Source organism: Spirosoma arboris (assembly GCF_009754945.1).
Taxonomy (GTDB): domain Bacteria; phylum Bacteroidota; class Bacteroidia; order Cytophagales; family Spirosomataceae; genus Spirosoma; species Spirosoma arboris.
On record NZ_WPIN01000008.1, the window covers coordinates 141,964 to 167,896 of the forward strand.

Genomic DNA, 25,933 nt, shown 5'->3' on the forward strand with positions numbered 1-25,933 from the left:
ACGGGCATTTTCTTTGTCCTATGATCAGAACTGATACAAAAGTCGTGCTCGTAAGCTAACTGTTGTTTTTTGCTGCCAGTTTTGATCGGGCTGCATTGTAGTCGTAGCAGACTGCATAGGTATATTAATAACGGGGCTGCCTTGTAAGGCCCAATGCCTGCTGTGCCATTCGATACCAGTACCTAATGTCAGACTACTTATTAAGTCAATCGGCTGTTTTTTATTAATATCAACCTGGCCAAATGTGCGTTGAGCTTGCTGAAAAGGAGGCAAAGGCAGGCGGCAGTAAAACGTTACATTTTCTGAGTTATTCAGATTCAAATAAGTACCAACGCTTGACAGCAACGTCAATGATTGATTGAGCGGGATGCGGTAGCCAAGACTGACTGGTATTTGATAACGGATTTGGCGTGTATCAATATTCAGAATGTCGCGTAACTGGTCAATTCCAGGGCCAAATTCTTTTTTGAAATCGCGGTGCGTACGATCCTGAAAATCTTCGTCAGTGGTAAACTTGTTTGTGTAGGTGGCCTGGACAAATCCCACTCCCAGAGACCAATGTTTACCAAACAGCACTTCAGTAAATGCACCGACATTTTGTGAACTTGCCGCTAGTTCACCTCCTACACCTAGCCGGAATTGGGTGCCCAAACGTGGTACAGGTTGGCTGGCGGGAGCTGATGATTCCTGCTCCACAACTGCTGGAGTCCACGCTTGTCGTATACGTTTTGATCGCTGAGCCATCAAAGCACTCCAATTGACCGTCTTTGTCGACAAGGAACGGCTGGTAGCTAGCTCATAAGTTGCTGACGTACCTGTTGCAGCAACCGATTGTTCAGTTGGTACAGATGGTCTTTCACTACCTGAATTCTTATCGTTCGTAGTGAAATTATTGCTCTTAGCTTCATCCGCCATGCGCTTATCTCCATATGAATTAGCGTCATACAAGTTATGACGTTGTGTACTGCGGCCCTTTTTGTTCCGATCTGCATTGGCGTTTCCTGCAAGTTGGTTCGTCAATTTTTCATCCCTGGTTGATGAATAAGGGCTATTTTTTTCACGGCTTGAGGGGTTATTTGTCGCACCTGTCAATGCAGAAGAAGCAAGCTCAGAGGTATTCTTTTCACTAGTTAAGGGAGTAGAGGAAACGCCATATGAATCAGTTTTCTGGTTATTGTTTAGGTCATTTTGTTGGCGCGATAAACCCGTCGAAACAGGAGCACGACCCGTTTCGGCATAGCGTTGTTCAGGCGGAGCTTCTGTTCGATGACTGGTACGTTCGTCTATAGACTCGAGCCGAGAACGGGAAGGTTCTGGAAGATAACGGGTTATATAAACCGTGTCACGCTGACCCGAAAAACCTTGTGGTTGAGTCGAAGCAACCGTTGACTCATGATTTTGCGCAGACGCAGACGAGCTGGAACCATCGGTCTGAGATAATGTTGGACGTGCCAGTTCAGGCGACATCGGAGCCACTTGGGCTGAATCGGGCTTTTGTTTCAATTGCCCAATTGTTTGACGTAGCTGGTTAATTTCACTCCGTTGCCAGATGCTGAATGAGACTAACGCAACAGTACCGACAGAGGCAGCGGCCATGAGCCAGGGATGAGCTGACCAGACACTACCACCGAACGGTTGCCCTGTGCCTGCCGAACCAGGCTGAGGTGGCCCAGCCTGCTGAAGCGTGGCCTGCATCCGCGCCCAGTCTTTTTCAGTAAACTCCGGCCGAATACTTTCCAGTTTTCGCCGGATAATATCGGAAAATCGGTCAGTTTTCATGATATGGAATAGTGGCTCCAGAGCCTGAGTTTTCGTAAGATGGATAAGCCTGTTTGATGAGTACCTGTAATTTCTGTCGGGCGCGGGCGTAATTGGAGCGTACGGTAGCTTCGTTGTGACTCAATATGCCCGCAATTTCGTGGAGACTATACCCATCGACTACGTGCATCATAAACACTGTCCGATAGGTTGGTGTTAGTTGCTGAACCAGTGCGAGAATCTCTTCGGCAGCAATATGATCGACTATGTTTTCGTCAAAGGCAACCTGTTCACCTGCTTCCAGCGACGTGTGTTGCTCAAAGCGGTGGTTTTTACGGTAATGGCTGATTGCTGTGTTAACCAGAATTGTGCGTAACCAGGCCTTAAACGGTAATGTTTCATCATAACTGTCTAAATGCTGAAATGCTTTCAGAAACCCTTCGTTTAGTACATCCTCGGCTTCTTCAGTACTTGACGTGTAGCGCAGGCAGATGCTTTTGGCATAGCCAAAAAACTGCTTAAACAGCGTTCGCTGGGCTCGCGGGTCGTTGACACGGCAAGCCCGTATGACGCTTAGCAGATCATTATCGGCGAACGGAGACGATTTTCGGAAAAACAAAGTTCGATCGGATTTACGTAAACACCCCTGACATTATTTACCCTACGCGTTTCCAACGAATAACGTTGCAATTATTGTTTCGGTTACTAATTATTTTTCTCTATCTATTGCCACAGTTGGGCAAGGAGTTACGTAAAGGAAAGAAACGGGTTTATTCGCCCCGTTTTTGTTGACTGATGAACGTGTTGGTAATTGGCGATGAACATACCTACGGCTTTGGCCTGCCGGGAGGTAATTTAAGTTATATAGGGCATTTCATTAAACAGATCAGCCTCGCCAGACAAGCTGTGTCGGTTGATACGTATGCCCATCTGACAATGGCACAGATGTCGTCTACCCTGGCACAGTTACCTCTTAGTCGATATGATTTAATTATTCTTCAACTTGATGATCGAATCAGCCAGCCGATAACCTTCGATTCGATGAATGTGCCGTGTTTGGCTACACCAACATTGCCTCAGTCATTAGACCTGCTAGGCGAAGCCACTTTAAAAGAACGGACCAGTCCTTTTAAAGTGCTGGGGAATTTACTGCTTTCGTTAATTCGGCCGCGTCATAAAATGGCCTTATCCGTGTTGCTGAAGCAATTACGTCCTTACCGCCACAATGTATTATTGTTGACGCCCTTTCCGTATCGGAATCGGGTTAATCAATGGATTCGGCAACGGAGTCGGAACTTAGTGTTGGAGGAAGCTAACAAGCAATTATTCAGCGTATTCGATACTGACTTAATTATTCGCCCGCAGGAGGAGTATTTTTTGGCAAATGACCCTGAACACCTAAGTGCGGTTAGCCATGAGTTAGTGGGTCGTTCGTTATTCGATTTTTATTTATCAGCCCCAACCATTGTTACAATTCAGGCTATCAGGCGGTATTTTTAAGTAATAGTTTCAGGTTCAAGGGTTTAGGTTTCCAAATCGTAAACCTGAACCCTTGAACCTGAAACTATTACTTAAAGCCGGGCTTTTTCTGAAGAGCGTCGTAACGTAACAATGCTTCCAGATAGTAGTAGTCAGCGTAGATTATGGGCGTATCTACTTCACTCTTTTGGGGTTTATGCCCTACGCTGTGCTTCAGAATAAAATTGTTATTCTCCCCCAAATTGGCCTTATAAGCTGGACTAGACAAGCTCTCCAACATCTTCACCGCAGATTGGTAATACGTCTTTGCCGATGGTCCGCCGTAAGTGCAGAGCTCCAATAGCGCCGAAGCCGTAATAGCACCTGCCGAGGCATCCCGTTCTTCATTTGGAATGTTAGGCGCATTGAAATCCCAATATGGAATCTTGTCGGCGGGTAGGTTTGGGTGATTCAGATAAAAATCGGCAATATGGCGAGCGAAATCCAGGTACTTTTTGTCTTTCGTTTCACGATACATGACTGTGTATCCGTACAATCCCCACGCTTGTCCCCGTGCCCAGGCTGAATTATCGGCATAACCCTGTGCTGTTTTCTTAGCGGCCACTGTACCATCTGGATTATAACAAACCACGTGATAGCTGCTATAATCGGGCCGATAATGGTTTTTCATCGTATTATCGGCGTGCGTAACAGAGAGATTATAAAAGGTCTTGTTGCCCGAAACCCGCGCAGCCCAGAATAAGAATTCCAGATTCATCATGTTATCGATGATAACCGGATAAGTGTAGCTCTGAAATTTATTCCATGATTTAATTACCCCAACCTTCGGATCGAAGCGGGTAGATAATGACTCGGCACCGGTCAGTAAAATAGGGGGATATATTGGATTTTTGGTGAGTCGGTACCCATTACCGAAAGGGCAATAAAGCATGAATCCTAAGTCATGGGTTCCAGTATTGTATTGCTCTTTAGCGACTGCCATCGTCCATTTGTGGGCAGCCGCTTTCCATACTGGCGCTTTGGTCCGTTCGTAAATGTGCCAGAGCGAACCACCAAAGAAGCCACTGCACCACCAATCCGATTTTCGGTCATCGGGCGTGCCGTCGGGCTTCGTTGACTGGGGAAATTTGGTAGTATCTGGGTGGCTTTTTAGCATCAATTCATACTGCTTAGCAGCAAAAGCAAATTCTTTATCGACGTTTAGAGGTGTTTGCGCAAAGGCGACAGGTCCAAGTAATAGCAGAAAAAAATAGAAATAACGTTTCATGCGAATTCGTGCGAAGGGCCAATGGTTGGTGAAAGATGGCCCAAAAGGAAATAAGTACGAAAACTATTATTTATAACCGATACAAGAACTATTTTTTGTTGAGAACCAAGAGCGAATGGCGCTAAACGCAAGCAGGGCGAATCTGAATTACTCAGATTCACCCCACTTAATATTGGTACATATATCCACTTACACCGGCACAGCTACTGGCGCAGGCTTCGGCGTATTGTCTAGGTGAGGTTCTTCTGGTTTTACATCCTTCCGGCGACTCATGTAAGTGTAAATAACAGGTACAACATAGAGCGTCAAAATGAGTGAGAATATGAGTCCACCCACGATTACAATCCCGAGTGGTACCCGACTTTTAGAGGCCGAACCTAAGGCCATAGCTAATGGCAAGGCCCCAAAGGCTGCTACCAGCGTTGTCATCAGAATTGGGCGTAACCGTAGCGCTGCCGATTCTGCGGCTGCCTCAAATTTATTTTTTCCTGTTAGTCGCTGTTCGTTAGCAAATTCCACAATCAGGATACCATTCTTGGTAACTAATCCCACGAGCATGATGATACCAATCTGACTGAAAATGTTCAGTGTCTGGTTAAACATCCAAAGCGAGAATACTGCTCCAGCCAGCGCCAACGGTACTGTAATCATGATAATGAGTGGATCTACAAACGAATCAAACTGGGCCGCCAGCACTAAGTAAACCAGAATCAGCGCCAGACCGAATGCAAATAACGTATTCGACGAACTTTCGGCATAGTCGCGTGAAGGACCTGAAAGCGCTGTCTGAAAGGTTTGGTCGAGTGTTCGGGCAGCAATCGCACGCATGGCATCGACACCATCGCCAACTGTTTTACCAGGAGCTAGCCCTGCCGACACCGTGGCTGATTTAAAGCGGTTAAAGTGATACACCTGCGGTGGGCTACTGACTTCCTGAAATTTCACCAGGTTATCCAGCTGAATAAGCTGACCATTATTTGAGCGAACGTAGAACGAAGCTAGGTCAACGGGAGCATCGCGATCGGCCCGGTCTACCTGACCTATTACCTGATATTGCTTTCCATTCATCAGGAAATATGCCAGACGGCGGTTACTGAGTGCCAGCTGTAGCGTTTGGGCCACATCCTGCACCGAAACTCCCAGATTGGTCGCTTTCTCGCGCTCAATGGTAATGTTCAATTCTGGCTTATTGAATTTTAGATCAACGTCGGAGTTTAGGAACGTCGGATCTTTCTGTACCTCATCCAGGAAAGCAGGTAACCTCTCTCGCAGCTTTTCAAAATTCAGGTTCTGAATAACAAACTGAACAGGCAAACCACCCCCACGTCCAACCTGAATCGTCTGATCCTGTGTGGCGAACATGCGGGCTTCGCTAAACTTTTTAAGATTCTTCGTTAAGTAATCCACAATGTCCTGCTGCGACCGTTTACGATCTTCAGCATCAACCATGTTCAACATTACGAAGGATGAGTTAACCGCTCCTGCTCCTGAAAAACCGGGTGCTACAACGCTAAAAGCCAGTTTGTTTTCTGGAATGGAGTCAAGTACAAACTGTAGGACACGGTCGGTTAGCGCAGACTGGGCTTCAAAGCTGGTTCCTTCTGGGGATGTAATCGCGATACGAGTTCGGCCTCTATCTTCGAGTGGAGCTAACTCCGATTTGAGCAACGAACCCAGACCAAAAATCAGCAATAAACAGGCAACAATCATGGCAAAAGCCCAACCTCGCTTGCGCATGAAACCCATGAGCGAATCGCGGTACGAATTGTCCAGCCACTCAAAAAATGGTTCTGTTTTTCGATAAAACCAGGACTGGCCGTGATTTTTACTAGTTAGCTTAACACTTAACACGGGGGTCAGTGTAAGAGATACAAAAGCCGAAATCAACACGGCTCCAGCCACCACAATACCAAATTCACGGAACAGACGCCCAACGAAACCTTGCAGGAAGATAATCGGCAGGAACACAATTGCCAGCGTGATCGACGTCGAAATAACCGCAAAGAAGATTTCGTTGGAGCCTTCTTTAGCCGCTTCTTCGGTATCCATGCCCTCTTCAATCTTTTTGAAGATATTTTCCGTGACTACGATACCATCATCTACCACAAGCCCCGTTGCCAGTACGATTCCCAACAGCGTTAAGACGTTAATACTGAAGTCGGCCAGGTACATGATAAAGAAGGCACCGATCAGTGATACGGGAATATCAATCAGCGGACGGAATGCAATCAGCCAGTCGCGGAAGAAGAAATAAATGACCAGTACAACCAGTACAAATGAAATCAGCAGCGTTTCGCCTACTTCTTCAATAGCCCGTCGGATGAAGATACTTCGGTCGGTACCAACAAAGACAATAATATCCGGTGGAAGATCTTTCTTTAGCTGATCAAACCGTTTGTAGAACTCATCGGCGATACTTACGTAGTTGGCACCCGGCTGAGGAATCAGCGCCAGAATAACCCCCACGGCTCCGTTCTGTTTGGAGTTTGTTTCCTCATTTTCTGCTCCTAACACCGCATAACCAACATCTTTGAAACGGATGATCTGGTTACTCGTCTGCCGAAGAATCAGGTTATTGAAATCATCTTCAGTTGTTAATCGACCAACTGCTTTTACGGTTAGTTCAGTCGTATTGCCATAGACCTTACCGCCAGGTAATTCAACGTTTTGTGAGGTCAGCGCATTCTGAATGTCCTGCGAAGTCAGCCTGTAGGCCGACATTTTGATGGGATCAATCCAAAGACGCATGGCCTGGCGTTTGAGACCATAGATATTGGCCTGGCTAACACCTGGAATGGTTTGTAGCCGCTCCTGAAGTACGTTTTCGGCATAGTCCGACAACTGCGTTGCACTACGGGTTGTACTCTGAACGTTCATGAAAATGATCGGTTCCGAGTTGGCATCCGCTTTGGTAACAACCGGTGGAGCATCAATGTCCTGAGGAAGCTGTCGCTGAGCCTGCGATACCTTGTCACGCACATCGTTGGCAGCTTGTTCCAGGTTCGCATCGAGGTTAAACTCAACGGTAATCGTGCTGGCTCCTAAAGCACTAATCGACGAAATCGTTCGAATTCCTTCGATACTGTTCAGTGATTTCTCAATAGGCTCCGTAATCTGCGACTCAATAATTTCGGGGTTTGCTCCCGTATAGTTTGTTCGGACCGAAATGACCGGTGGGTCAATTGCCGGATATTCACGTACACCGAGAAACGTAAAGCCGATGACGCCGAATAGCACGATTACGATGGACATTACCATCGCGAAAACGGGCCGGTTTAAGCTTAATTCGGGTAGACTCATTTTCTTGTTGAGTTTGACACAGTAAACGTATTTACTTACTCGCTATTTTAAGGCTGTTACCTGACACGGTTATAACTTTACCAATCTTGACAGGAGCATCTGGTTTCAAGAACAGCAAACCCGTTGTGGCTACCGTGTCTCCAACGCTTAAGCCCGACAGAATCTGAATGACACCTTCTGTGCGGAGGCCTGTTTTCACATCTTTAAATACTGCTTTGCCGTTTTTCACCACGATTACTTGATTCGTGCGCGTTTGGGGAATAACTGCCTGAGTTGGTACCACCAAGCTATTATTATTCTGAACCGTTAACGTTACTCTCGCAAATGCGCCAGGCCGAAACTGCGCGTTTGCATTATTAACTCGTGCCCGAATCTTGAGGTTACGCGTTTGCTCTTCTACCCCCGGTTCAATTGCATAGACTACACCCTGGCTTGGTGTTGAAACGCCATCTACTACAAACGAAATCTGGCTTCCATTGTGTACGGCCTGACCGTATTTTTCAGGAATCGAAAAGTCGAGTTTGAGCGATGATATTTGTTGCAATCGGGCAATAAGGGTACTCGGCGATACGACAGCGCCATTACTTACATTTCGCAAACCGATTACACCCGAGAACGGAGCCCGAATCTCAGTTCGTTGCAAGTTGGCTTTAACTAATTCAATATCAGCTAGTGATGATCGTAAATTGGTCGTTACGATGTCATACTCCTGTTGGCTTATACCCCCTCGTGACAGCAGTTGTTTGTTACGTTCTTCAGTACGCAGAGCATTGTCGGCCTGTGCCTGAAGTTTTAACAATTGAGCTTTCAGATCAGCATCAAAGAGCTTTACTAATAGAGCACCTTTGGCCACCGAATGCCCTTCCTGAATGTTAAGTTGGGTAATGCGCGCCGAAATTTCGGGATATATATCTACTTGTTCGGCAGCCAGTAACGAACCACCGGATACAATATCTTCCCGAAGCTGTTGGGATATAACGACAAAACCATTGACGCTGGCAGGCGCCCCCCCACCGGGACCACCTTTGCCACCTCCGCCTTTTCCTTCACCACCACCTTTACCGCCCCCGCCTTGGGCACCTCCAGTGGCTCCGGGAGCTGGGTGTAAAACCTTATTGTAGTAAATGATCCCGCCGAGTACAGCAGCGACGAGAATGAGAGCAATCCATCTTTTCACAGGGTAATAATTTGCAAGAGGAAACTTAATTTTTAACGGTTAAAAGTCCGTGAATGTTCTTAAACTGCAAAGCTATTAATGTTGACGACTTTATCAACGGCAGCTAGCTGAAAGAGAGCTGTTTTTAATAGATTGTAGAAATGATTTCGTTAATCTGATTTGTCCGTAAAAATCCTTACTGAGTTAGTAGTCATTTATTCGTTTTTCTGATAGAAAACAAGCTTTATGTCATCATAATGAATAAGATGAGAGCTTGGCTCTGGAAGCCTTAAATAGCTATTCTTTACGTAAGTATTCAGGAAGTACTTAGTTTACTTGATGTTCATAGATTAAAAAAAAAGTATTGGTGTCTATGCTCTTTTTCGTGGGTTAGACCAAAGGTGAAATTTGTGTTCAAAAAGCATAAGCCGTCCGAATCGTCGGGTAATAGTTTGTAAGACCGCTCCTTACAAAGCGGAAAGGGTTAAAGCCAGTGCCATGAACAGTTCCTGGGTTTATCTGTATATTGCATCAAACAAGTAGCACTATGGTACCGGTTGAGGAGAAAAGCAAACGTGGGAAATCAGCATTGACACCTGAACAGCGTCGTCAGCGGCAACTTTTGTTGGGCCAACTCGTCTACGAAATGGAGGATGAAAAACCTGTATATTATGCAGGTTATCGAGACGTATTGAGTGGCCTTAAGGAGCCAGAAGAAATTATGGGGTCAAGCGGATTGCAAAGTTTTTTAGTTGAAATTGTTCAACGATTTTTATTTACTCATCCATTTAATACGCGTTTGCGCATAATGGCAAGCGAAGTGGGCGTTCAAATACGTAAGAAAGAATGGCGTTCGTGCGATATTGCTATTTATGAGAAAGAGCGTCTAAAAAATTATGTATTTACGAATAAATACATGGACATCCCCCCTGACTACGTAATTGAAGTTGATACCAAGGCCGACTTAACGAAGTACCAATATCAACATGATTATTTTATCAAAAAGACCCGTGAGTTACACGAATTTGGAGTAAAGAAAGTAATCTGGATTTTTACGGAGAATATTCCCGTCATCTGGGAGTCGGAATCCGCCGATGCGATTATTATCCGTGACGGTTGGAATCACGACGTGACGATTACCGAAGGCTTAACGTTTAATTTAGGTGAACTATACGCCGAAGCTCAGAGAGACTAATCAGGAATCCAATATTACAAGCAACTCGCTGATCATCATAGCTGTAGCGCCCCAAATTCGATAACCTTGAATCTGATAAAATGGAGCATCTACGAGTGCCCCACGAACTTCGATCTGGCTATCACCAACGATAGTTTCGTCCAGAAGTGTCTCTAAATCTACTTCTACAACGGCTTCGACTTCGCGTGGATCGGGGTAAAAATCTGGCCGGTAGGGTAGGATGCCTACTACAGGTTGTACAAAAAAATTACTTGGCGGAATAAACAACTCCGTTAGTAACCCCAGCACTTTCACATCAGATACCCGAATACCAACTTCTTCCTGAGCCTCGCGGAGGGCAGTACGTGTCAGATTTTCGTCGATGCGTTCCATTCGCCCACCCGGAAAAGCCATCTGTCCGGCATGAACCCCATCGTACTGAGGGCGCAGAATGAGAGGCAGATAAACTGAATTTTGGTAAGGATAAAAGCAAATCAGTACCGCCGATCGACGTGTTCGCTCATTAGGCTTAACACCTTGCCTATACCGAGAGGTCGACGCCATTTTCTGGTGGGCCACTTCGCCTGGAAGCGGCTTCTGTAGCCGTTTCTTTAGGTCTTTGGTAAAGCTATGAAACGAAGTTTCGATCATTATTGGGTTTGTGATTTGTAATTTGATGCTTGAAAATTGTAGTTATCCACTGTCAAGGAAACTACAAACCTCAAACTATAAACTACAAACCTTTTTTATACAACTTAACTAATTCCTCTGCGCAACGTTCACCATCCATGGCCGCCGATACAATACCACCTGCATAGCCTGCACCTTCTCCACACGGAAATAACCGCTTAACGCCCACATGTTCACAGGTTTCACGATCACGTGGAATGCGAACAGGTGATGATGTTCGACTTTCGACACCAATCACTTGCCCGTCATTACTTAAATACCCACGCATCTTTCGCCCGAAATCGCGCAGGCCCTGCCGCAATGGTTGGGCAATATGGTCGGGTAGTACGTCGCTCATATCGACTGATGCCAATCCCGGCTGATAGGATGTTGGCAATAGGTCATTTGAAACACGGGCATCCACAAAATCGGCAATGCGTTGTGCTGGAGCCGTTTGGGAATGGTCCGTTGCTGATAGATTCCCCATTTTACAAGCCCAGCGTTCGAGATCTTGCTGAAGTGCCAACCCTGCCAATGGTCCCTCGTCGGCATAAGGCCGTAAATCATCATCCGCAATGGCCACCACCAACCCCGAATTGGCATACTGCGAATCGCGACGGGAGGGCGACATGCCATTTACAACCAACTCGCCGGGAGCAGTCGCTGCCGGAACGATAAATCCACCCGGACACATACAAAACGAAAATACGCCCCGTTCTACCCCTTTAAAACGGGTTTGCGTGACTAAACTATACGAAGCCGCTGGCAGATAATCGCCACGGTCAGGACGATGGTATTGAAACTGATCGATTAACGATTGTTGATGTTCAATGCGGACGCCCATAGCAAACGGCTTTGCTTCAATGCGAACGTTGCGGTCGTGCAGTAAGTGAAAAATATCTCGCGCCGAATGCCCCGTTGCCAGGATAACGCCAATTCCCATAACGGCGTCACCGTTCGCTAACACTACGCCTTTCAGTTCATTTTCTGATAAGATCAGATCGGTTACTTTGGTGTCAAATCGAACTTCACCTCCGGCATTCAGGATGCTTTCTCGGAGATCGGCGACAACATTTGGAAGTTTATTCGTGCCAATGTGAGGGTGTGCATCCACCAAAATCTGGTCGGTAGCTCCGTGGGCAACAAAGATTTCCAGAATCCTGCGCACGTCGCCCCGTTTGGTAGAGCGGGTATAGAGTTTACCATCAGAGTATGTACCTGCACCTCCTTCGCCGAAGCAATAGTTCGATTCTGGATTGACGATATGGTCTTTGTTTATAGCCGCCAAGTCACGTCGGCGGGCGCGAACATCGCTACCACGTTCGAGTACAATGGGTTTAATACCTAACTCAATTAATCGAAGAGCTGCAAATAAGCCTGCCGGGCCAGCTCCCACCACAATAGCCTGTTTAGCCTGACTTACATCCGTCTGGGGTTTGCTGTAGCGAATAAGCTGAGGAGGAGTTTCGCCGGCAAATACATCGGCTTCTACCTGTACGCGCACCTGCCGGTTTCGGGCATCAATAGATTGGCGACGTTTCCGTACGACAACATCCTCAGTATTAGGCAAACCAAGCTGTGCTAATACCTGCTCCCGGAAAGCCAATTCGTCTAGAGCTAATTCGGGGGGTAAGGCAAGCGAAAGTTGATGAATCATGGTGTAAATAGCCGGTTTAGTCCGTCGATACGGTTAGCCGTCAGATCAATAGGCGAAACTACTTAAAGTTACCCAATTGTTAACAGGGATAGACTGATTTGGGTTCTTCGCGATTATTTGGAAATTTATTCATCGGAAAAAGAGTATAGACTTACTTTAAGCAGCTATTTCATCTGTTGAGCATAAGTATCAAGTAAAAAGAAATGACAAAAAAAATAGGTCTTTTAGCTAGTCTGCTGATATCCAGTCAGGTATTGCTGGCCCAATCGCCCTGGTCGCAGCGTATGGTTGCTTCTATCATGGCCAACAATCCCGATTCCATATCCTATAAACGAGAAGATGGTAGTAAAGGGACTGCTCATTGGGAGTATGAAACGGGCGTTCTGCTAGAAGGAGTCAAACAAGTCTGGTATCGCACTGCCGACGATCGATATTTCAATTACATTCAGAAAAATATGGATCGGTTCGTAACCGCTGACGGCGATATTCGTACCTACCGACTGGATGACTACAATCTGGATTTCATTACGCCAGGCCGATCGCTGCTGTTGCTTGCTCAGCAATCGTTGCCTACTAAAGAAAAGTATCGTAAAGCTGCTGACTTGCTGCATAAGCAACTGACGCAACAACCTCGTACAAAGGAGGGTGGTTATTGGCATAAAAAGCGATATCCGTATCAAATGTGGCTCGATGGCCTGTATATGGCTGAGCCGTTCGCCGTTGAATACAACTCGTTGTATGGAGGGTCCGACGGTTCGGGTAACAAGCATTATGACGATGTGATCAATGAATTTGTGTGGATGGAGAAACACGCCCGCGACGAAAAGACGGGTTTAATCTATCATGGTTGGGACGAAAGCCGGGAGCAGAAATGGGCCAATCCTAAAACAGGAAACTCACCTAATTTCTGGAGTCGGGCAATGGGGTGGTATGCCATGGCGCTTGTCGATGTACTGGATTATATTCCGCAGTCGAATCCACGTCGGGGTGAACTGATTGCCATTCTAAAACGATTTATGCCCGCTCTCGTGAAGTATCAGGACCCCAAATCGGGCTGTTGGTATCAGGTAACTGACCGTATGGGCGACAAGGGAAATTACCTCGAAGCATCGGGCACAGCCATGTTTGTGTATGCGCTGGCGAAGGGTGTTCGAATGGGTTATTTACCGGCTTCGATAATGACGGCAGCTCACAAAGGCTACGATGGCATGCTAAAAACCTTTATTTCGACGGATGCCAAGGGCTTGATACACTTAGAAAAAACGGTTGTTGTTGGTGGACTTGGTGGCACACCTTATCGTGATGGCAGCTACGAATATTATCTGAGCGAACCTATCCGTCAGGATGATTTAAAGGGCGTAGGGCCGTTTATTATGGCCAGCGTCGAAATGGAAATCGCGGCTGAAGATGACCTGGGTAAAGGCAAAATCGTGGCTGTCGATAACTACTTTAACCACGAGTCCCGAAAAGGTTATATGCATACTGACGGATCGGTTGAGCAGGAGCCATTTCACTATACCTGGGATGATCGCCAGCATTCGGGATTTTTCTGGTGGGGGAACATTTTCCATGATCTAGGTGCTAAAACAGCTACGATAACGGGTGCTCCCACAGAAGCTTCGTTGAAAGGAGTAGATGTGTACATCATTGTTGACCCCGACACACCTAAAGAAACGCCCAAGCCTAATTATGTCAGCGAGGCCGACATTAATGCCATAGCTAATTGGGTGCAGGCCGGTGGCACGCTGGTACTTATGGCCAACGACACATCGAACTGTGAACACAAACATTTCAATCAACTGGCGGCTCGATTCGGCATGCAATTCTTACCCAAGAACCGAAACATGGTACAAGGGGATCATTTTGAGCAGGGTAAAATCAGCATACCGGCTGGAAACCAGATTTTCCCGAAAACCAGAACGGTTTATATTAAAGAGTTATCTCCGCTCGATATAAAAGCTCCGGCTAAAGCAGCAGTAACCGATTCCGGGGATGTGATCATGGGAGTTGCCAAAGTAGGCAAAGGAACGGTTTTCGCGGTTGGCGATCCCTGGCTCTATAATGAATATGTCGATGGGCGTAAAATTCCGGCTATATATCAGAATTTTCAGGCAGCTAAAGATCTGGCAGCCTGGTTGCTCAGTCAGGGTTCTTCAACAGGCGCAAATTCTGCCACGAGTAAGCGGTAGCTAATTATCAGCCCACGGGTTAACCCGTGGGCTGAAACAATATTACAATGCCAATGCCTTCATCTGCTTCACGGCATAATTAGCCGCTCTAGCGGTTAGAGCCATATAAGTCAATGATGGATTTTGGGTGCTGGTTGAAGTCATGCAGGCACCATCGGTCACGAAAACGTTTTTGCAATGATGGAGTTGATTCCAGCGGTTGAGTAAGGACGTTTTAGGATCTCGCCCCATTCGAACTCCCCCCATTTCGTGGTTTTCACTGCCCGGTAATCGACCCGTATCCTGCGTACGGATGTTTTTGAAACCCGCCTTTGTATACATTTCGGTGAGCTGGGCGAAGAAATCCTTAAGAATTTTCTCGTCGTTCTCGTCATAACCGACCGATACTCGCAACTGAGGAATTTCCCAATTGTCTTTCAAAACCGAATCTAACCGCACAGTGCTGTTGGCTTTGGGGATGGTTTCTGCCATCATAGCTGAGCCAACCTGCCAATCGCCTAGGATGGGATTGAGTAAGTTCTGTTTTAACGAAGTCCCAATGCCGTCCTGATTCTGAACCTCCGCTCTTGACGAATAGAACGTAGCCGCATAGCCACGCAGAAAATCGGTTTCTTGTTTAAACACATTCCGAAACCGGGGAATATAACTGCTGTTCGGTCGACGACCGTCGGTGGTGGAGTCAAGATTACCATCGTAGGTTGCCGTAACCCGTCCCCGATAACTATGAAACGCCATGTGCGTGCCCATCAAACCATTATCGTTCCCCAACCCATTCGGAAATCGATTGGACGTCGAATTCAACAGAATAAGGTTGGTATGTAAAGCTGACGCATTCACGAAAATGATGCGGGCATAATACTCTGTCATCTGGCGAGTTTTGGCATCAATGACGCGCACGCCAGTTGCCTTCCCGAGCTTCTCGTCGTAGATAATCGAATGCACGACCGAATCAGGCTGGAGGGTGAGTTTACCCGTACGGAACGCCCAAGGAATGGTGGATGCATTACTACTATAATAGCCTCCGTATGGACAACCCCGTTCACATAAAGTTCGGTGCTGACACTTCGCGCGACCTTGTTGATAGTGAATTGGTTGGGGAGCTGTCAGGTGAGCCGCCCTGCCAATAATGACATGCCGATCTTTGTAATTTTGGGCTACCTGTTTCTTGAAGTAGGTTTCTACACATGACATTTCATGCGGAGGCAAAAACTCGCCATCTGGCAGGGTTGCCAATCCATCCTTGTTGCCAGTGATACCCACAAACTTCTCGACACGACTGTACCAAGGCGCAATGTCAGCATAGCGAATAGGCCAATCGACAGCAAACCCGTCGCGAGCTGGGCCTTCAAAATCGAAATCGCTCCACCGCTGTGTTTGCCGACCCCAGGTCAGTGAGCGACCGCCTACCTGATAGCCATGCATCCAGTCGTATGGTTTTTCCTGCACATACGGTTGGTCGCTGTCTTTGGCGAAAAAATGCATGGTATCTTCGTGAAAAGCATAGTTTCGACTGGCAATTGAATACGCCTGACGAATGTGAAGCGGTACCTGCCCCCGGTGTTCTAACTCCCAGGGATTCAGAGTAGCGGTTGGGTAGTCAGTTACGTGCTTGACTTCCCGTCCCCGTTCCAATAGTAAGGTGCGAAGTCCATGTTCGGTGAGTTCTTTCGCGGCCCAACCGCCACTCATTCCCGAACCAATTACAATGGCATCGTACGTGCGAGCTTTGAGACTATCGATGAGCAGATTGGCCATAAATAACAAAGTGTAGAGACTCGGCTTTTTAACTATGACTCATATTCTGTCAATTGCTTTATAACAGTCTCTAAGCGCTCCTGAACTGTATAATCTCCGCGTAATTCAAGAATTGGGCAAGTAAGTTTTTTCATCCAGTTTTCGTGTACAACCAACGATCGTCTGCTCGATGAAGGATCGTCATAACCCGATGCCCAGTCTATAAATTCTTTGAATAACCTGTTTCGATGTTCGTTTTCATAAATCACGTTACCGTACCGGGCAAATTCTCGTTTCCGTAATCTGTCGAGCCGTATATCGGTTGGAATCCAGAGAAAAACAGCTAAATCAAAAGTAGATAACCACTCATCACCCCAGCTTACTAACGAACCGCCAACAATGAAACTACTATGCTTTTCTAGTTCGCTATGCAACTGATTGTTGCGTTCTGTAGGGTCTCGTTTGACGGTAAATGGCGGATCGGAGGGTTCCCAGAAAAAATAATCCGTATCAAAATAGGACAGTTGAGTTTGATCGGATAAGGCATTGCCCAGAGTAGTTACTCCTGAACCTGACGCGCCGAAAATATGGACTTTCATACTTGCTAATTTATGCCGTCATTCGATGAGAAAACGACAGGCTGAAGTGGTGTACCATCCGTCCTGGACTTGACAAAACTAGCTATTCCTACAACAAGATGCCCTTTTCTGGGTTAAACCCCTATGCAAGCCCCCTCCCTAACTCCGCCCCGAAATAAGGTTGATTCGTTTGAATCGCCGGATTTCTACTGCATTGATGACCTGCTCACGGCTGAACATAAATTAGTTCGGTCGGCTGTACGCACGTTTGTGAAACGTGAGATTACGCCCATTGTCGAAGAGTGCGCCCAACGGGGTGAATTTCCTGATCATATTGTCAAGAAGTTTGGGCAGATTGGCGCATTTGGTGCTACCGTTCCTCTTGAATATGGTGGGGGAGGTCTTGATCAGATTTCCTATGGATTGATGACGCAGGAAATTGAACGGGGCGATTCAGGTATGCGTTCGTGCGTATCGGTGCAAAATTCGCTGGTTATGTACCCGATTCTGACATTTGGTTCGGAAAAACAGAAACGAAAATACCTGCCTAAACTGGCGAAAGGTGAATTGTTAGGCTGCTTCGGTCTGACAGAACCTAATCATGGCTCCGATCCGGGTGGTATGGAAACCAGCTTCATCGAACGGAGTGATTACTACCTGCTCAACGGCTCGAAACTCTGGATTACCAACGCCAACATTGCCGATATTGCTATTGTCTGGGCCAGAAACGATCATGGAAAAGTCCGTGGGCTCATTCTGGAACGGGGTATGGAAGGGTTTACAACTGCCGAAATCAGCAACAAATGGTCGCTACGAGCAAGCAGTACAGGTGAACTGGTTTTTCGTGATGTGCAGGTTCCGAAGGAAAATATACTGCCTGATGCCTATGGGCTGAAAAGTGCGCTGAAATGCCTGGAACAGGCCCGTTATGGGATTTGCTGGGGGGCATTGGGGGCCGCAATGGAATGCTATGAAGTAGCCCGACGTTACGCTCTCGAACGGATTCAGTTTAATAAACCAATTGCCAGTTTTCAATTAGTACAGAAGAAACTAGCCGAAATGTTGACCGACATCACTCAGGCGCAACTGCTTTGCTGGCGATTGGGTACGCTCAAAAATGAAGATAGAGCGACTGTTGCGCAAATTTCATTAGCCAAACGTAACAACGTTGAAATTGCCCTGAAGACTGCCCGAGAAGCACGTCAGATCCTGGGGGCTATGGGAATTTCGGGCGAGTATCCGATTATGCGTCACCTGATGAATCTTGAATCAGTCAGTACCTATGAAGGCACACATGATATTCAACTGCTAATTCTGGGCGCGGAAATTACGGGTATTCCGGCGTTTAAATAAACATAGCAAGATCGCCAGGTATCCATTTTTTGTCATCTCGACGTAAGGAGAGATCTCAACATCTCCAGCTTGAGATCTCTCCTTACGTCGAGATGACAAAAAATAGCCTGTAATGTCAAAAGAAGTACTTGACCACACTTGACTAAAAATTATCGTTCCGCTATTTCCTTGATCTGTTTTAAAAACGCGCTCATACCGTTTACGGAATGATTATAGCCTTCTTCCGTGGCGTACCCCTGTTGCGTCCAGGTAAATTCGGTTTGGTTGTCGTCCTCCGCTCTTAAAATATAGGTCACTGTTGAATAATTTTCAGGTTTGTCTTCCAGGCCAGAAAATCCGCTCCAATAGCTATAACTGAGGAGCTTGTTTGGTACATTTTCGAGGATAACGCCTTTATCCCGATACGTTTGGTCGCCGTATTCGCCCTGAAAAATAATTTCACTGCCGATTTTCCAGTCGGTTACAGTTTCGGTGCCAAACAGGTATTCCTTAATGAGGTCAGGGGTTGTCAACACGTCCCATACTTTGGATGGACTGGCGTTAATGTCGACGGATTCGGATACAATTAGGTCGTTGCGCATGATCGTTGAATACTAGTTAAGGGTAAAGGTCCGCGAATTCACTGACAACAGTGTGTCAGTAGATTTTAGCCAATGACAGGGTGAGCCGAATAATGTGTCTGTATCTCATCGGCTAATTGTTGCATCATCGTTCGTAACGATTCGGGGTGCTCAATATTTACCGATTTGCCGTACATGAGCAACCAGCGTGCCAGCCCTTCTATATAAGGCGTTTGAAAATTCACCCGAATGAACTCGCCAAGATCATCTTCGCTCACAAAACCATAGGCATATTTCTGCTCTTGAAGATAACGAGACGCTAATTTCGGAAAGACAATGACTGCGTCGATCAACGGCCAGTCGTCGCCCATTCGATTGAGGTATTCCTTTAGGGATAAGCGTTCTGGACGAGAGAAGCGCTGCCCAGTGTTGGTCAATTCACGAATACGGTCCACGCGAAAATCGCGGTAATCCTGACGAGTTCGACAAAAAGCGATCAAGTGCCAGCACATCCGGTAATGATGAAGACCAACCGGCTCAACTTCCCGCTCGGTTTCAGCATCGTTGTATTGTGAATGATACTGAAGCAGAAGCACTTGATTCTGGGCAATGGCGTGCTGAATATGTGTTAGTAATCCGTCGGAATAAGGCTGGCGGTTTCTGGGTTTTGCCACAGAAATATGTGCATCAAGATCGTCCAGACGCTCCTGATCGGTGCGTTTAAGAACTGATTTTATTTTAAATAAAGCCGATTCAAATTCGGTTCGAACCGATTCGTCAGCCCATTTTTCAATTAACTTGCCGCCCATCAGGAGTGCACTGGCTTCGGCACTGGTGAACATGACGGGCGGAAGATGATAGTCGGTTAGAAAATAACCAACACCGGCTTCGGCCCCGATAGGAACGCCGGCTTCTTCCAGTGATCGGACGTCTCGGTACACTGTTCGTAGACTGATATTGAAGCGTTTAGCTAATTCCTGGGCACGGACAACGCGCTTGGTTTGCAGATGAATCAGGATGGCAGTCAGACGGTCAAGACGGTTCATAGCGACATTTGTACTAAAGACAGTCGCAAATTACAACGCTTCATTTGAACAAGTAGACCTTTTTTTGCGTAGAGTCATATAACAAAACCCAATGCGTATACAGATGAGCGCCATTCACAACAATACCCACCGACACCGTTTCGAATTGGAAACCGACGGTAAACTATCTTTCGTCGAATATCAGCAGGTAAATGACGAAACACTCGCACTGGTCCATACTGAAGTTGATCCGAGTTTAGAAGGCCACGGCGTTGGCTCGAAGTTAGTTGAAGGGGTATTGAACTATATTGAGGATAATAACCTGACCATTGTGCCGCTTTGCCCGTTCGTGTCAGCCTACCTCAAGCGCCACCCCGACTGGAGTCGGGTCGTTTCCACGTCTTACACGACTACTGGGTTCTGAATCTGACAATGAAGCGTTTTCTGTATGCCTTAAGCCTGTTCGTTTTGGGTAGCCTCAATGCGCTCGGACAGCTAACGGACTATCGTGTCTTTTTTGGACTGACGAATCAGCAACCGTATCGAGTTGTGCTACGCCAGTGGCAGCAGAATAAACAGACTCGCTACCTGATACTCGACCCGTACACGCTTAAAACGTCTGTTGTAAATCTGCCACCAACTGGTGTTCGGGCGTTGCCCTGGTTGAGTTTGATGGAGCAAATTGAGCAAACACCTTATGCACGAACACTTCAACTTGAACAGACACGAGACTACAATTTGCAGGACGCCGGTATCGAACGGGCCGATACAACCGAGCGTGGCTTCAGTCTGACCATTGATCTTTGCCCGTCCACAAAGCCACTAACCCGTTCCGTATTTGAGCAACTGATTCGTGCATTTGAGCCAGAAGAGAAGCCGATTCCGGTGACAATTACCATCACAGGTCTTTGGATGGAAAGCCATCAGCAGGATTTGGCGTATCTGAAAAGTTTGGTTAGCCGGGGTGATCTGGATATTACGTGGGTCAACCATTCCTACCATCATCGGTATAACCCCCGTTTGCCGTTACCCATGAATTTCCTGCTCGAAGCCGCCACCAACCTGAACGACGAAGTGCTTCTGAACGAACAGGCCATGCTCAAAAACGGCCTGACGCCCTCTATTTTCTTCCGATTTCCCGGCCTCGTGTCGGATAAAGCGGTATTTGATCGCGTGCTTGCCTTCGGATTGTTGCCTATAGGCAGTGATGCCTGGTTGGCCAAAAATCAGCAGCCCAAACAGGGGAGTCTGGTACTCATTCATGCCAATGGAAATGAACCGCTAGGAATAACAGATTTTATTAACCTGATCCGTCAGAAATCACCCGTTATAGAAAATAAGACCTGGTTACTATACGATTTGCCAACCAGTATAGCGAAGGAGAAGTAATGGGCTGGGGGAAAAGAACCCAAATTTGGTCGATATGACCAGTTTATTGGTTTTGATAAGATATCGACTGAAGTAGTGCTTGTCATATATAAAGCCAGGATGGAGTTATACATTTGGCACTTACAACCAGATTTAACCTAGTTCGTAATGGACATAGCTATATCATCAGTGCATGTGTCAAGGGCCCGCGTGGCTACCCAGTTGATTTTTCTGGTTTGTGGTCTGGGTATGGCCAGTTGGGCACCGATGGTTCCTTATGCTAAAGATCGGTTAGCGTTAAGCGATGCCAATCTGGGATTATTACTGTTACTATTGGGCGCTGGGGCAATGCTGATGATGCCAACCTCAGGTTGGTTGGTGAGCCGTTTTGGCAGCCGCACCATTATGGCCTGCGCCGTGCTGGTCATGGCGCTTGCCTTACCACTGCTTCTTGTCCTTCCCTCCACCGGTGTCATGGCCATAACGCTGTTTATATTTGGCTCAGGAGTTGGTACCATTGACGTAGCCATGAATGCTCATGGTGTACAAGTGCAGAATTTGTATGGAAAACCCATCATGTCGTCTTTGCATGGCCTCTTTAGTGTGGGAGGCTTATTGGGTTCTTTAGGATTGGGCTTTCTGATTAAATTGGGAATCAACCCGCTCTATGCTATTGTCAGTATTGCTGCACTGATGATCCTCATTATGCTAACCCAATACAAGTATTTATTCCCTGCTGATGTAGAACGCCAGATTATTGCCCGCTTCGCTACCACCGATGAGAGGCCAACGGAGAGTAATCAGCGTTTCGGTTGGTTGAATGGCAGTGTCCTGTTTTTGGGTGTGATGTGCTTTGCCATTTTTCTGGCAGAGGGGGCTGTCCTCGACTGGAGTGCCATCTTTCTGCGAGACGTAAAGGGAATCGATGCAGAGTTTGCGGGAGCAGGCTATGCTGCTTTTTCCGTTGCCATGGCAGTAATGCGCTTAGTGGGAGATAAACTAGTGGCACGCCTGAACAGCAAAACGGTCGTGGTGGGCGGCAGTTTACTTGGAGCAGTCGGCCTATTGATCGCCATCTTAAGCCCCTGGGTATACGGGGCATTGGCTGGCTTTGTGCTAGTAGGCCTGGGGGCAGCAAACATTGTTCCGATATTTTTCAGCGCGGCTGCTAAGCTGCCCAGTGTTGCTCCAACGGTTAGTATATCGACCATAACAACTATCGGTTATACCGGTCTATTGGCAGGCCCGGCTTTGCTGGGGTTTATCGCTCAACAATTTTCTCTATCTACTGCTTTAGGCCTCCTGGCCTTGTTGTTGCTGTTGGTCGCGTTGAGCTATAGCATAAAAGGGAAAGCTACTTAACTACTATCCACCCGATCGCTTTTCCATCTCTTCAATTTTCTTACGCAGCTGCTGTACTTCGGTGATAAGGATTTTTATGTCGCTGCCGGTCTGTTCCTGATCGTCTTCCACAAAAAAGTTGGCTACATAGCCTGTAAACGTGCCAAATAGTCCGACACCAGCAATCATCAAAACTGCAGCAATAAGCCGCCCGAAGGTTGTGACGGGGAACTTGTCGCCATAGCCAACGGTGGTGATCGTGACGAAGGCCCACCAGAGTGCATCGGATGGTGTTTTAATGTTGGCTTCGGGTACACGTTCGGCGTAGAGAATGGCGACGGCGCCAAAAATCATGAGTAAAACAGAACTGAGCAGCACAACCGCTAATGTTCCATTGGCCCGGTCGCGGAAGAGATAAGTTAGGAAACTGCGAATGGAACGGAACGAACGGACCATCCGCAGAATACGGAATACCCGCACCAACTGGCCAAGTCGGAACCAGTCGAGGGCTGGGATGCTTGCCAGTAGGTCGATCCAGCCCCATTGCAGGAATGCCCATTTGTCGGGAGCCTGATAAAGCCGAAGGAAGAAATCGTAGAGAAAATAAATGCAGATACCTGTATCAATCTGATCCAACAATTGCCGCGTTTGCTCATGGACAGGCACCAACTCCCGAATGAGCAGAGCAATGACAACATAAATCGATAACACTAGCATAATAACCTCATGCAGTGTTATTCTGGGCGAAACCGGCTTTTTATGGGTACTCATTGTTTACGCGGCTGGGGTGGGTGCAAAGGCGAAATTCGATCTTTTTTACGTACCCATCGCCAGATATCCATAGGAAAGGCGGGATAAATTGATATGCCAATGCTATAATAACTGCCATTGAAATTCTGATCGATAGCTGTTTGAAAGACCGAAACCCGGTAGCCGATCTGGGCGCTCAAGCCCACCCAGCGTGTTGCTCGCCATTGCCCATAGGCCCCGATTTGGAGTGGCACGAAAAAGTCCCGGCGAGATCGATCAACCTGAACATTCTGGGTTAAGTCTAGCGGTAATGCATACGCAACTCCGCCACCAAGTTCAACGGGCAGGCTGACCAACCAGCGTTTATTATTGACCATATTCCACCAATACATCGAACTGATAAACCACATATCAGTACGTGTATAGTAGTTGAGATTGATGCGCTGGGCAGCATTGCGTCGCCAGTCGATCAGGCGTAGATAGGTAGCATAATTAATCCAGTAATAACCTAAGGTGAGCTGATGTCGTTTGCGCCCGTAAGTAAATCCAGCATTGACACCCAGAACGTTAACGTGCTGACGTTCGAGAAAGGAGTCCCGAAAGTCAAGATTAAACGCTGGCTTCAGGGCAAAAGGCTTCGATTGGACCGAATCGATTAGTGGCAGTGAGTCGGGCCGGGTTAGTAGTAGCGAAAAGGTGAGTAAGTAAGCAGCAAACATGATGCTTTAGAAACCTGAAAAATGGCCTTTGGGTTACTTAAACTAGATTCTATTGATTCTGTGGATTCTTCGGATTCTAGAGTATAGAAAATCAATCAGAATCAATAGCGGCTAATTTGATCAAAACTCAACGTGCGTCCGTAAAGCAAATAAATTAACTGGCCCTCGATCGCCATTATAGCCCGGATTCTGAACCAGTTGATAGTCTAACGTTAGATAGAGTGTATGGGCAAGACGAGCTTTATAGAACATTTCCAAACTATTTTCGAGCTTGTAATTAGGTAAACTGCCATCGCCCAGCATAAAACCTGATCCGCCCGCATTCAGGAAAGCAGCATGTTCGGCAGAGATACCATTTTTAGCTACGGCTATACCCACAACATCATTCTGGCGATGCCAGCGCGTTCCGCCAATATAGGCCCCCAGTGAGAAACTGCGATCTATTTCGGTAAATGCCCAGGTGGCTGTCTGTCCATTGTTCCAACTGGCTCGACCGAAAATACCACCAACATCGCCAAGCGGCTGCTCGAAATTCAGACCCAAGCCGTATTTTACCCCGCCGTAATTAGTACCGGTAAGAATATAAGGTGGATCGGTGGGGTAGGTGCCAGCCTGTAACAACTGCGTGGCTGAAGTATAGGTTGGTGCTTTGGTGACGTTACGAAATCCCAGCAACCGGACTGTTCCTGCCCGACGTAGCAGCTTGAATTTGTGTTCAAGTTCAAGGGTAAGAGCATTGGATTTGCCAATGTTCCAATCAAGAACGTTACCATTAGCTACGATTGGCATCAGTGAAGCCGCTACCCGAATCGCATAGGTAGGTCGAATATACTCTGTGGCCAGGCTCCAGGTATATCCACGCGTATTGGCTGGATAATCCCACGCACCCATATTCATGAGCGCCCAATTGAAAAACTGACTTCTGGGGTCATGGGCGTAGGCATTGTTATCGAAGATATCGGCAATCGAGAACTTTCCCGCAGTAATAACCAGCCGGGAGGCCGGGATGGGCTCTTCTACCTGATTGGCGTCTGATTCAGCTTCTTTGGAAGGACTCTTGTCGAGTCGAATAATCTGCTCAATATAAAACCGGGCAATGTACAAAGCTGGGCGGGCGCTCCCGATCCGAAACGTTTCGCCGTTTGGGAAACCTGCTATACCAACGGCAGGCGCATACAGGCTTTCATCATAAGGCGACTGACTATTGCGGTGACCAACACCCCGACCACCGGCAAGTTCGGGATTGAGATAAACAGCCGCTCCGCGCCACAAACGACGGCCCAGAAAAAGAGTTGTTGTAACCGATAAGGCGGTGTCGGGTTGAGCACTCAAGGTATTACGGCCATCGTATCCGGCACCTTTAAAACCCGTATGGCCTTGTGCAATGGTCGTAAATTGAAAATGCAGGCTCCAGTTCTGAAGCGAGTCGAGGTAATTGTTATTGTTATCCTGTTGCGCCTGAACAGAGCCAGTTAATAAGAGAAAAAACAGGCCAAACCAATAGTGCGTTTTGGAGTTGTGTTGCATAAATGGTATAAGCAAAATCAGAGAGTTTGTGTTTTATAAGCCTGGTTTGCACTGAAATCCGATTGAAGAAATCGAGGTGTGCCTAATCGTTTTGAATGAGTAGAGTTATCAGGCTACAATAACCCATCGAATTTATGTTGGCACTACATGGGTTGCCGTAACTTTAAATTGATTTTAAAGAGCATTGAGTCTCCTTTAAACTTCGGCTAACTCTCTAAGTATTAATACCGATAAGTTGATAAATACATTGCCGTGACTGAACTGTACTATTTTTAAGACAGAATTAATAGTGCTTTAACAACGCCTTAACGGTAGGGTGGCTACTTGCC

At 46.9% G+C, this 25,933-nt stretch carries 21 protein-coding genes; 7 read left to right on the forward strand and 14 right to left on the reverse strand.

Annotated elements, in window-relative coordinates:
- Positions 1–24 precede the first annotated feature (24 nt).
- Together GO755_RS21455 and GO755_RS21460 are read right to left on the reverse strand one after the other, a co-directional pair.
- The gene (locus tag GO755_RS21455) at positions 25–1,779 is read right to left on the reverse strand and encodes a hypothetical protein (RefSeq protein WP_157587344.1); all 1,755 of its coding nucleotides are present in this window, start codon (positions 1,777–1,779) and stop codon (positions 25–27) included.
- On the reverse strand, positions 1,769–2,377 hold the full coding sequence (locus tag GO755_RS21460; RefSeq protein ID WP_157587345.1) for an RNA polymerase sigma factor: 609 nt from the start codon (positions 2,375–2,377) through the stop codon (positions 1,769–1,771). The genes GO755_RS21455 and GO755_RS21460 overlap by 11 nt, the downstream gene beginning before the upstream one ends.
- Before the next feature lie 176 nt (positions 2,378–2,553).
- On the opposite strand from GO755_RS21460, the gene GO755_RS21465 reads away from it, so the two are divergent.
- Positions 2,554–3,258, forward strand: coding sequence for an SGNH/GDSL hydrolase family protein (locus GO755_RS21465; protein WP_157587346.1), 705 nt, complete (start codon positions 2,554–2,556; stop codon positions 3,256–3,258).
- A gap of 67 nt (positions 3,259–3,325) precedes the next feature.
- On the opposite strand, the gene GO755_RS21470 is transcribed toward GO755_RS21465, so the two are convergent.
- The 3 genes from GO755_RS21470 to GO755_RS21480 form a co-directional block, all read right to left on the reverse strand.
- The gene (locus GO755_RS21470) at positions 3,326–4,504 is read right to left on the reverse strand and encodes a glycoside hydrolase family 88 protein (RefSeq protein WP_157587347.1); all 1,179 of its coding nucleotides are present in this window, start codon (positions 4,502–4,504) and stop codon (positions 3,326–3,328) included.
- A gap of 189 nt (positions 4,505–4,693) precedes the next feature.
- On the reverse strand, positions 4,694–7,804 hold the full coding sequence (locus tag GO755_RS21475) for an efflux RND transporter permease subunit (RefSeq protein ID WP_157587348.1): 3,111 nt from the start codon (positions 7,802–7,804) through the stop codon (positions 4,694–4,696).
- Between the two features lie 31 nt (positions 7,805–7,835).
- Complete coding sequence (locus GO755_RS21480; protein WP_317165932.1) at positions 7,836–8,981, reverse strand: efflux RND transporter periplasmic adaptor subunit; 1,146 nt, start codon at positions 8,979–8,981, stop codon at positions 7,836–7,838.
- Between the two features lie 526 nt (positions 8,982–9,507).
- On the opposite strand from GO755_RS21480, the gene GO755_RS21485 reads away from it, so the two are divergent.
- A complete protein-coding gene (locus GO755_RS21485; protein WP_157587349.1) occupies positions 9,508–10,155 on the forward strand; it encodes a Uma2 family endonuclease in 648 nt (215 codons plus the stop codon).
- Here the strand turns inward: GO755_RS21485 and GO755_RS21490 are convergent, their stop codons facing one another.
- Together GO755_RS21490 and GO755_RS21495 are read right to left on the reverse strand one after the other, a co-directional pair.
- Complete coding sequence (locus GO755_RS21490; protein ID WP_157587350.1) at positions 10,156–10,785, reverse strand: NUDIX hydrolase; 630 nt, start codon at positions 10,783–10,785, stop codon at positions 10,156–10,158.
- Positions 10,786–10,867: 82 nt separating this feature from the next.
- Positions 10,868–12,460, reverse strand: a complete 1,593-nt coding sequence (locus GO755_RS21495; RefSeq protein WP_157587351.1) for an NAD(P)/FAD-dependent oxidoreductase — start codon at positions 12,458–12,460, stop codon at positions 10,868–10,870.
- A gap of 203 nt (positions 12,461–12,663) precedes the next feature.
- Between GO755_RS21495 and GO755_RS21500 the strand changes: the two genes are divergently transcribed.
- Positions 12,664–14,649 (forward strand): DUF4350 domain-containing protein, encoded by a 1,986-nt coding sequence (locus GO755_RS21500; RefSeq protein ID WP_157587352.1) that lies wholly within the window; start codon positions 12,664–12,666, stop codon positions 14,647–14,649.
- A 42-nt stretch (positions 14,650–14,691) separates the two neighbouring features.
- On the opposite strand, the gene GO755_RS21505 is transcribed toward GO755_RS21500, so the two are convergent.
- On the reverse strand, positions 14,692–16,404 hold the full coding sequence (locus tag GO755_RS21505) for a GMC oxidoreductase (protein WP_157587353.1): 1,713 nt from the start codon (positions 16,402–16,404) through the stop codon (positions 14,692–14,694).
- A gap of 32 nt (positions 16,405–16,436) precedes the next feature.
- The gene (locus GO755_RS21510) at positions 16,437–16,982 is read right to left on the reverse strand and encodes a P-loop NTPase family protein (RefSeq protein WP_157587354.1); all 546 of its coding nucleotides are present in this window, start codon (positions 16,980–16,982) and stop codon (positions 16,437–16,439) included.
- A gap of 123 nt (positions 16,983–17,105) precedes the next feature.
- On the opposite strand from GO755_RS21510, the gene GO755_RS21515 reads away from it, so the two are divergent.
- Complete coding sequence (locus GO755_RS21515; RefSeq protein WP_157587355.1) at positions 17,106–18,314, forward strand: acyl-CoA dehydrogenase family protein; 1,209 nt, start codon at positions 17,106–17,108, stop codon at positions 18,312–18,314.
- Between the two features lie 149 nt (positions 18,315–18,463).
- Here the strand turns inward: GO755_RS21515 and GO755_RS21520 are convergent, their stop codons facing one another.
- Together GO755_RS21520 and GO755_RS21525 are read right to left on the reverse strand one after the other, a co-directional pair.
- Positions 18,464–18,895 carry an SRPBCC family protein gene (locus GO755_RS21520; protein ID WP_157587356.1) on the reverse strand — a complete coding sequence of 144 codons (432 nt, stop codon included), beginning with the start codon at positions 18,893–18,895 and terminating at the stop codon, positions 18,464–18,466.
- Positions 18,896–18,960: 65 nt separating this feature from the next.
- Positions 18,961–19,920 carry a helix-turn-helix transcriptional regulator gene (locus GO755_RS21525; RefSeq protein WP_157587357.1) on the reverse strand — a complete coding sequence of 320 codons (960 nt, stop codon included), beginning with the start codon at positions 19,918–19,920 and terminating at the stop codon, positions 18,961–18,963.
- Between the two features lie 91 nt (positions 19,921–20,011).
- On the opposite strand from GO755_RS21525, the gene GO755_RS21530 reads away from it, so the two are divergent.
- From GO755_RS21530 to GO755_RS21540, 3 genes are all read left to right on the forward strand, one after another.
- Positions 20,012–20,323, forward strand: a complete 312-nt coding sequence (locus GO755_RS21530; protein WP_157587358.1) for a GNAT family N-acetyltransferase — start codon at positions 20,012–20,014, stop codon at positions 20,321–20,323.
- An 8-nt stretch (positions 20,324–20,331) separates the two neighbouring features.
- On the forward strand, positions 20,332–21,288 hold the full coding sequence (locus tag GO755_RS21535; protein WP_157587359.1) for a polysaccharide deacetylase family protein: 957 nt from the start codon (positions 20,332–20,334) through the stop codon (positions 21,286–21,288).
- Between the two features lie 147 nt (positions 21,289–21,435).
- Entirely contained in the window at positions 21,436–22,629 is a 1,194-nt protein-coding gene (locus GO755_RS21540) for an MFS transporter (protein ID WP_157587360.1), read from the forward strand.
- A 3-nt stretch (positions 22,630–22,632) separates the two neighbouring features.
- Here the strand turns inward: GO755_RS21540 and GO755_RS21545 are convergent, their stop codons facing one another.
- The 3 genes from GO755_RS21545 to GO755_RS21555 form a co-directional block, all read right to left on the reverse strand.
- Positions 22,633–23,379 carry an ion transporter gene (locus GO755_RS21545; RefSeq protein WP_157587361.1) on the reverse strand — a complete coding sequence of 249 codons (747 nt, stop codon included), beginning with the start codon at positions 23,377–23,379 and terminating at the stop codon, positions 22,633–22,635.
- Positions 23,376–24,077: a hypothetical protein gene (locus GO755_RS21550; protein ID WP_157587362.1), complete on the reverse strand. Its 702-nt coding sequence runs from the start codon at positions 24,075–24,077 to the stop codon at positions 23,376–23,378. The genes GO755_RS21545 and GO755_RS21550 overlap by 4 nt, the downstream gene beginning before the upstream one ends.
- Positions 24,078–24,197: 120 nt before the next feature.
- Positions 24,198–25,604, reverse strand: coding sequence for a carbohydrate porin (locus GO755_RS21555; RefSeq protein ID WP_157587363.1), 1,407 nt, complete (start codon positions 25,602–25,604; stop codon positions 24,198–24,200).
- Between the last annotated feature and the right edge of the window lie 329 nt (positions 25,605–25,933).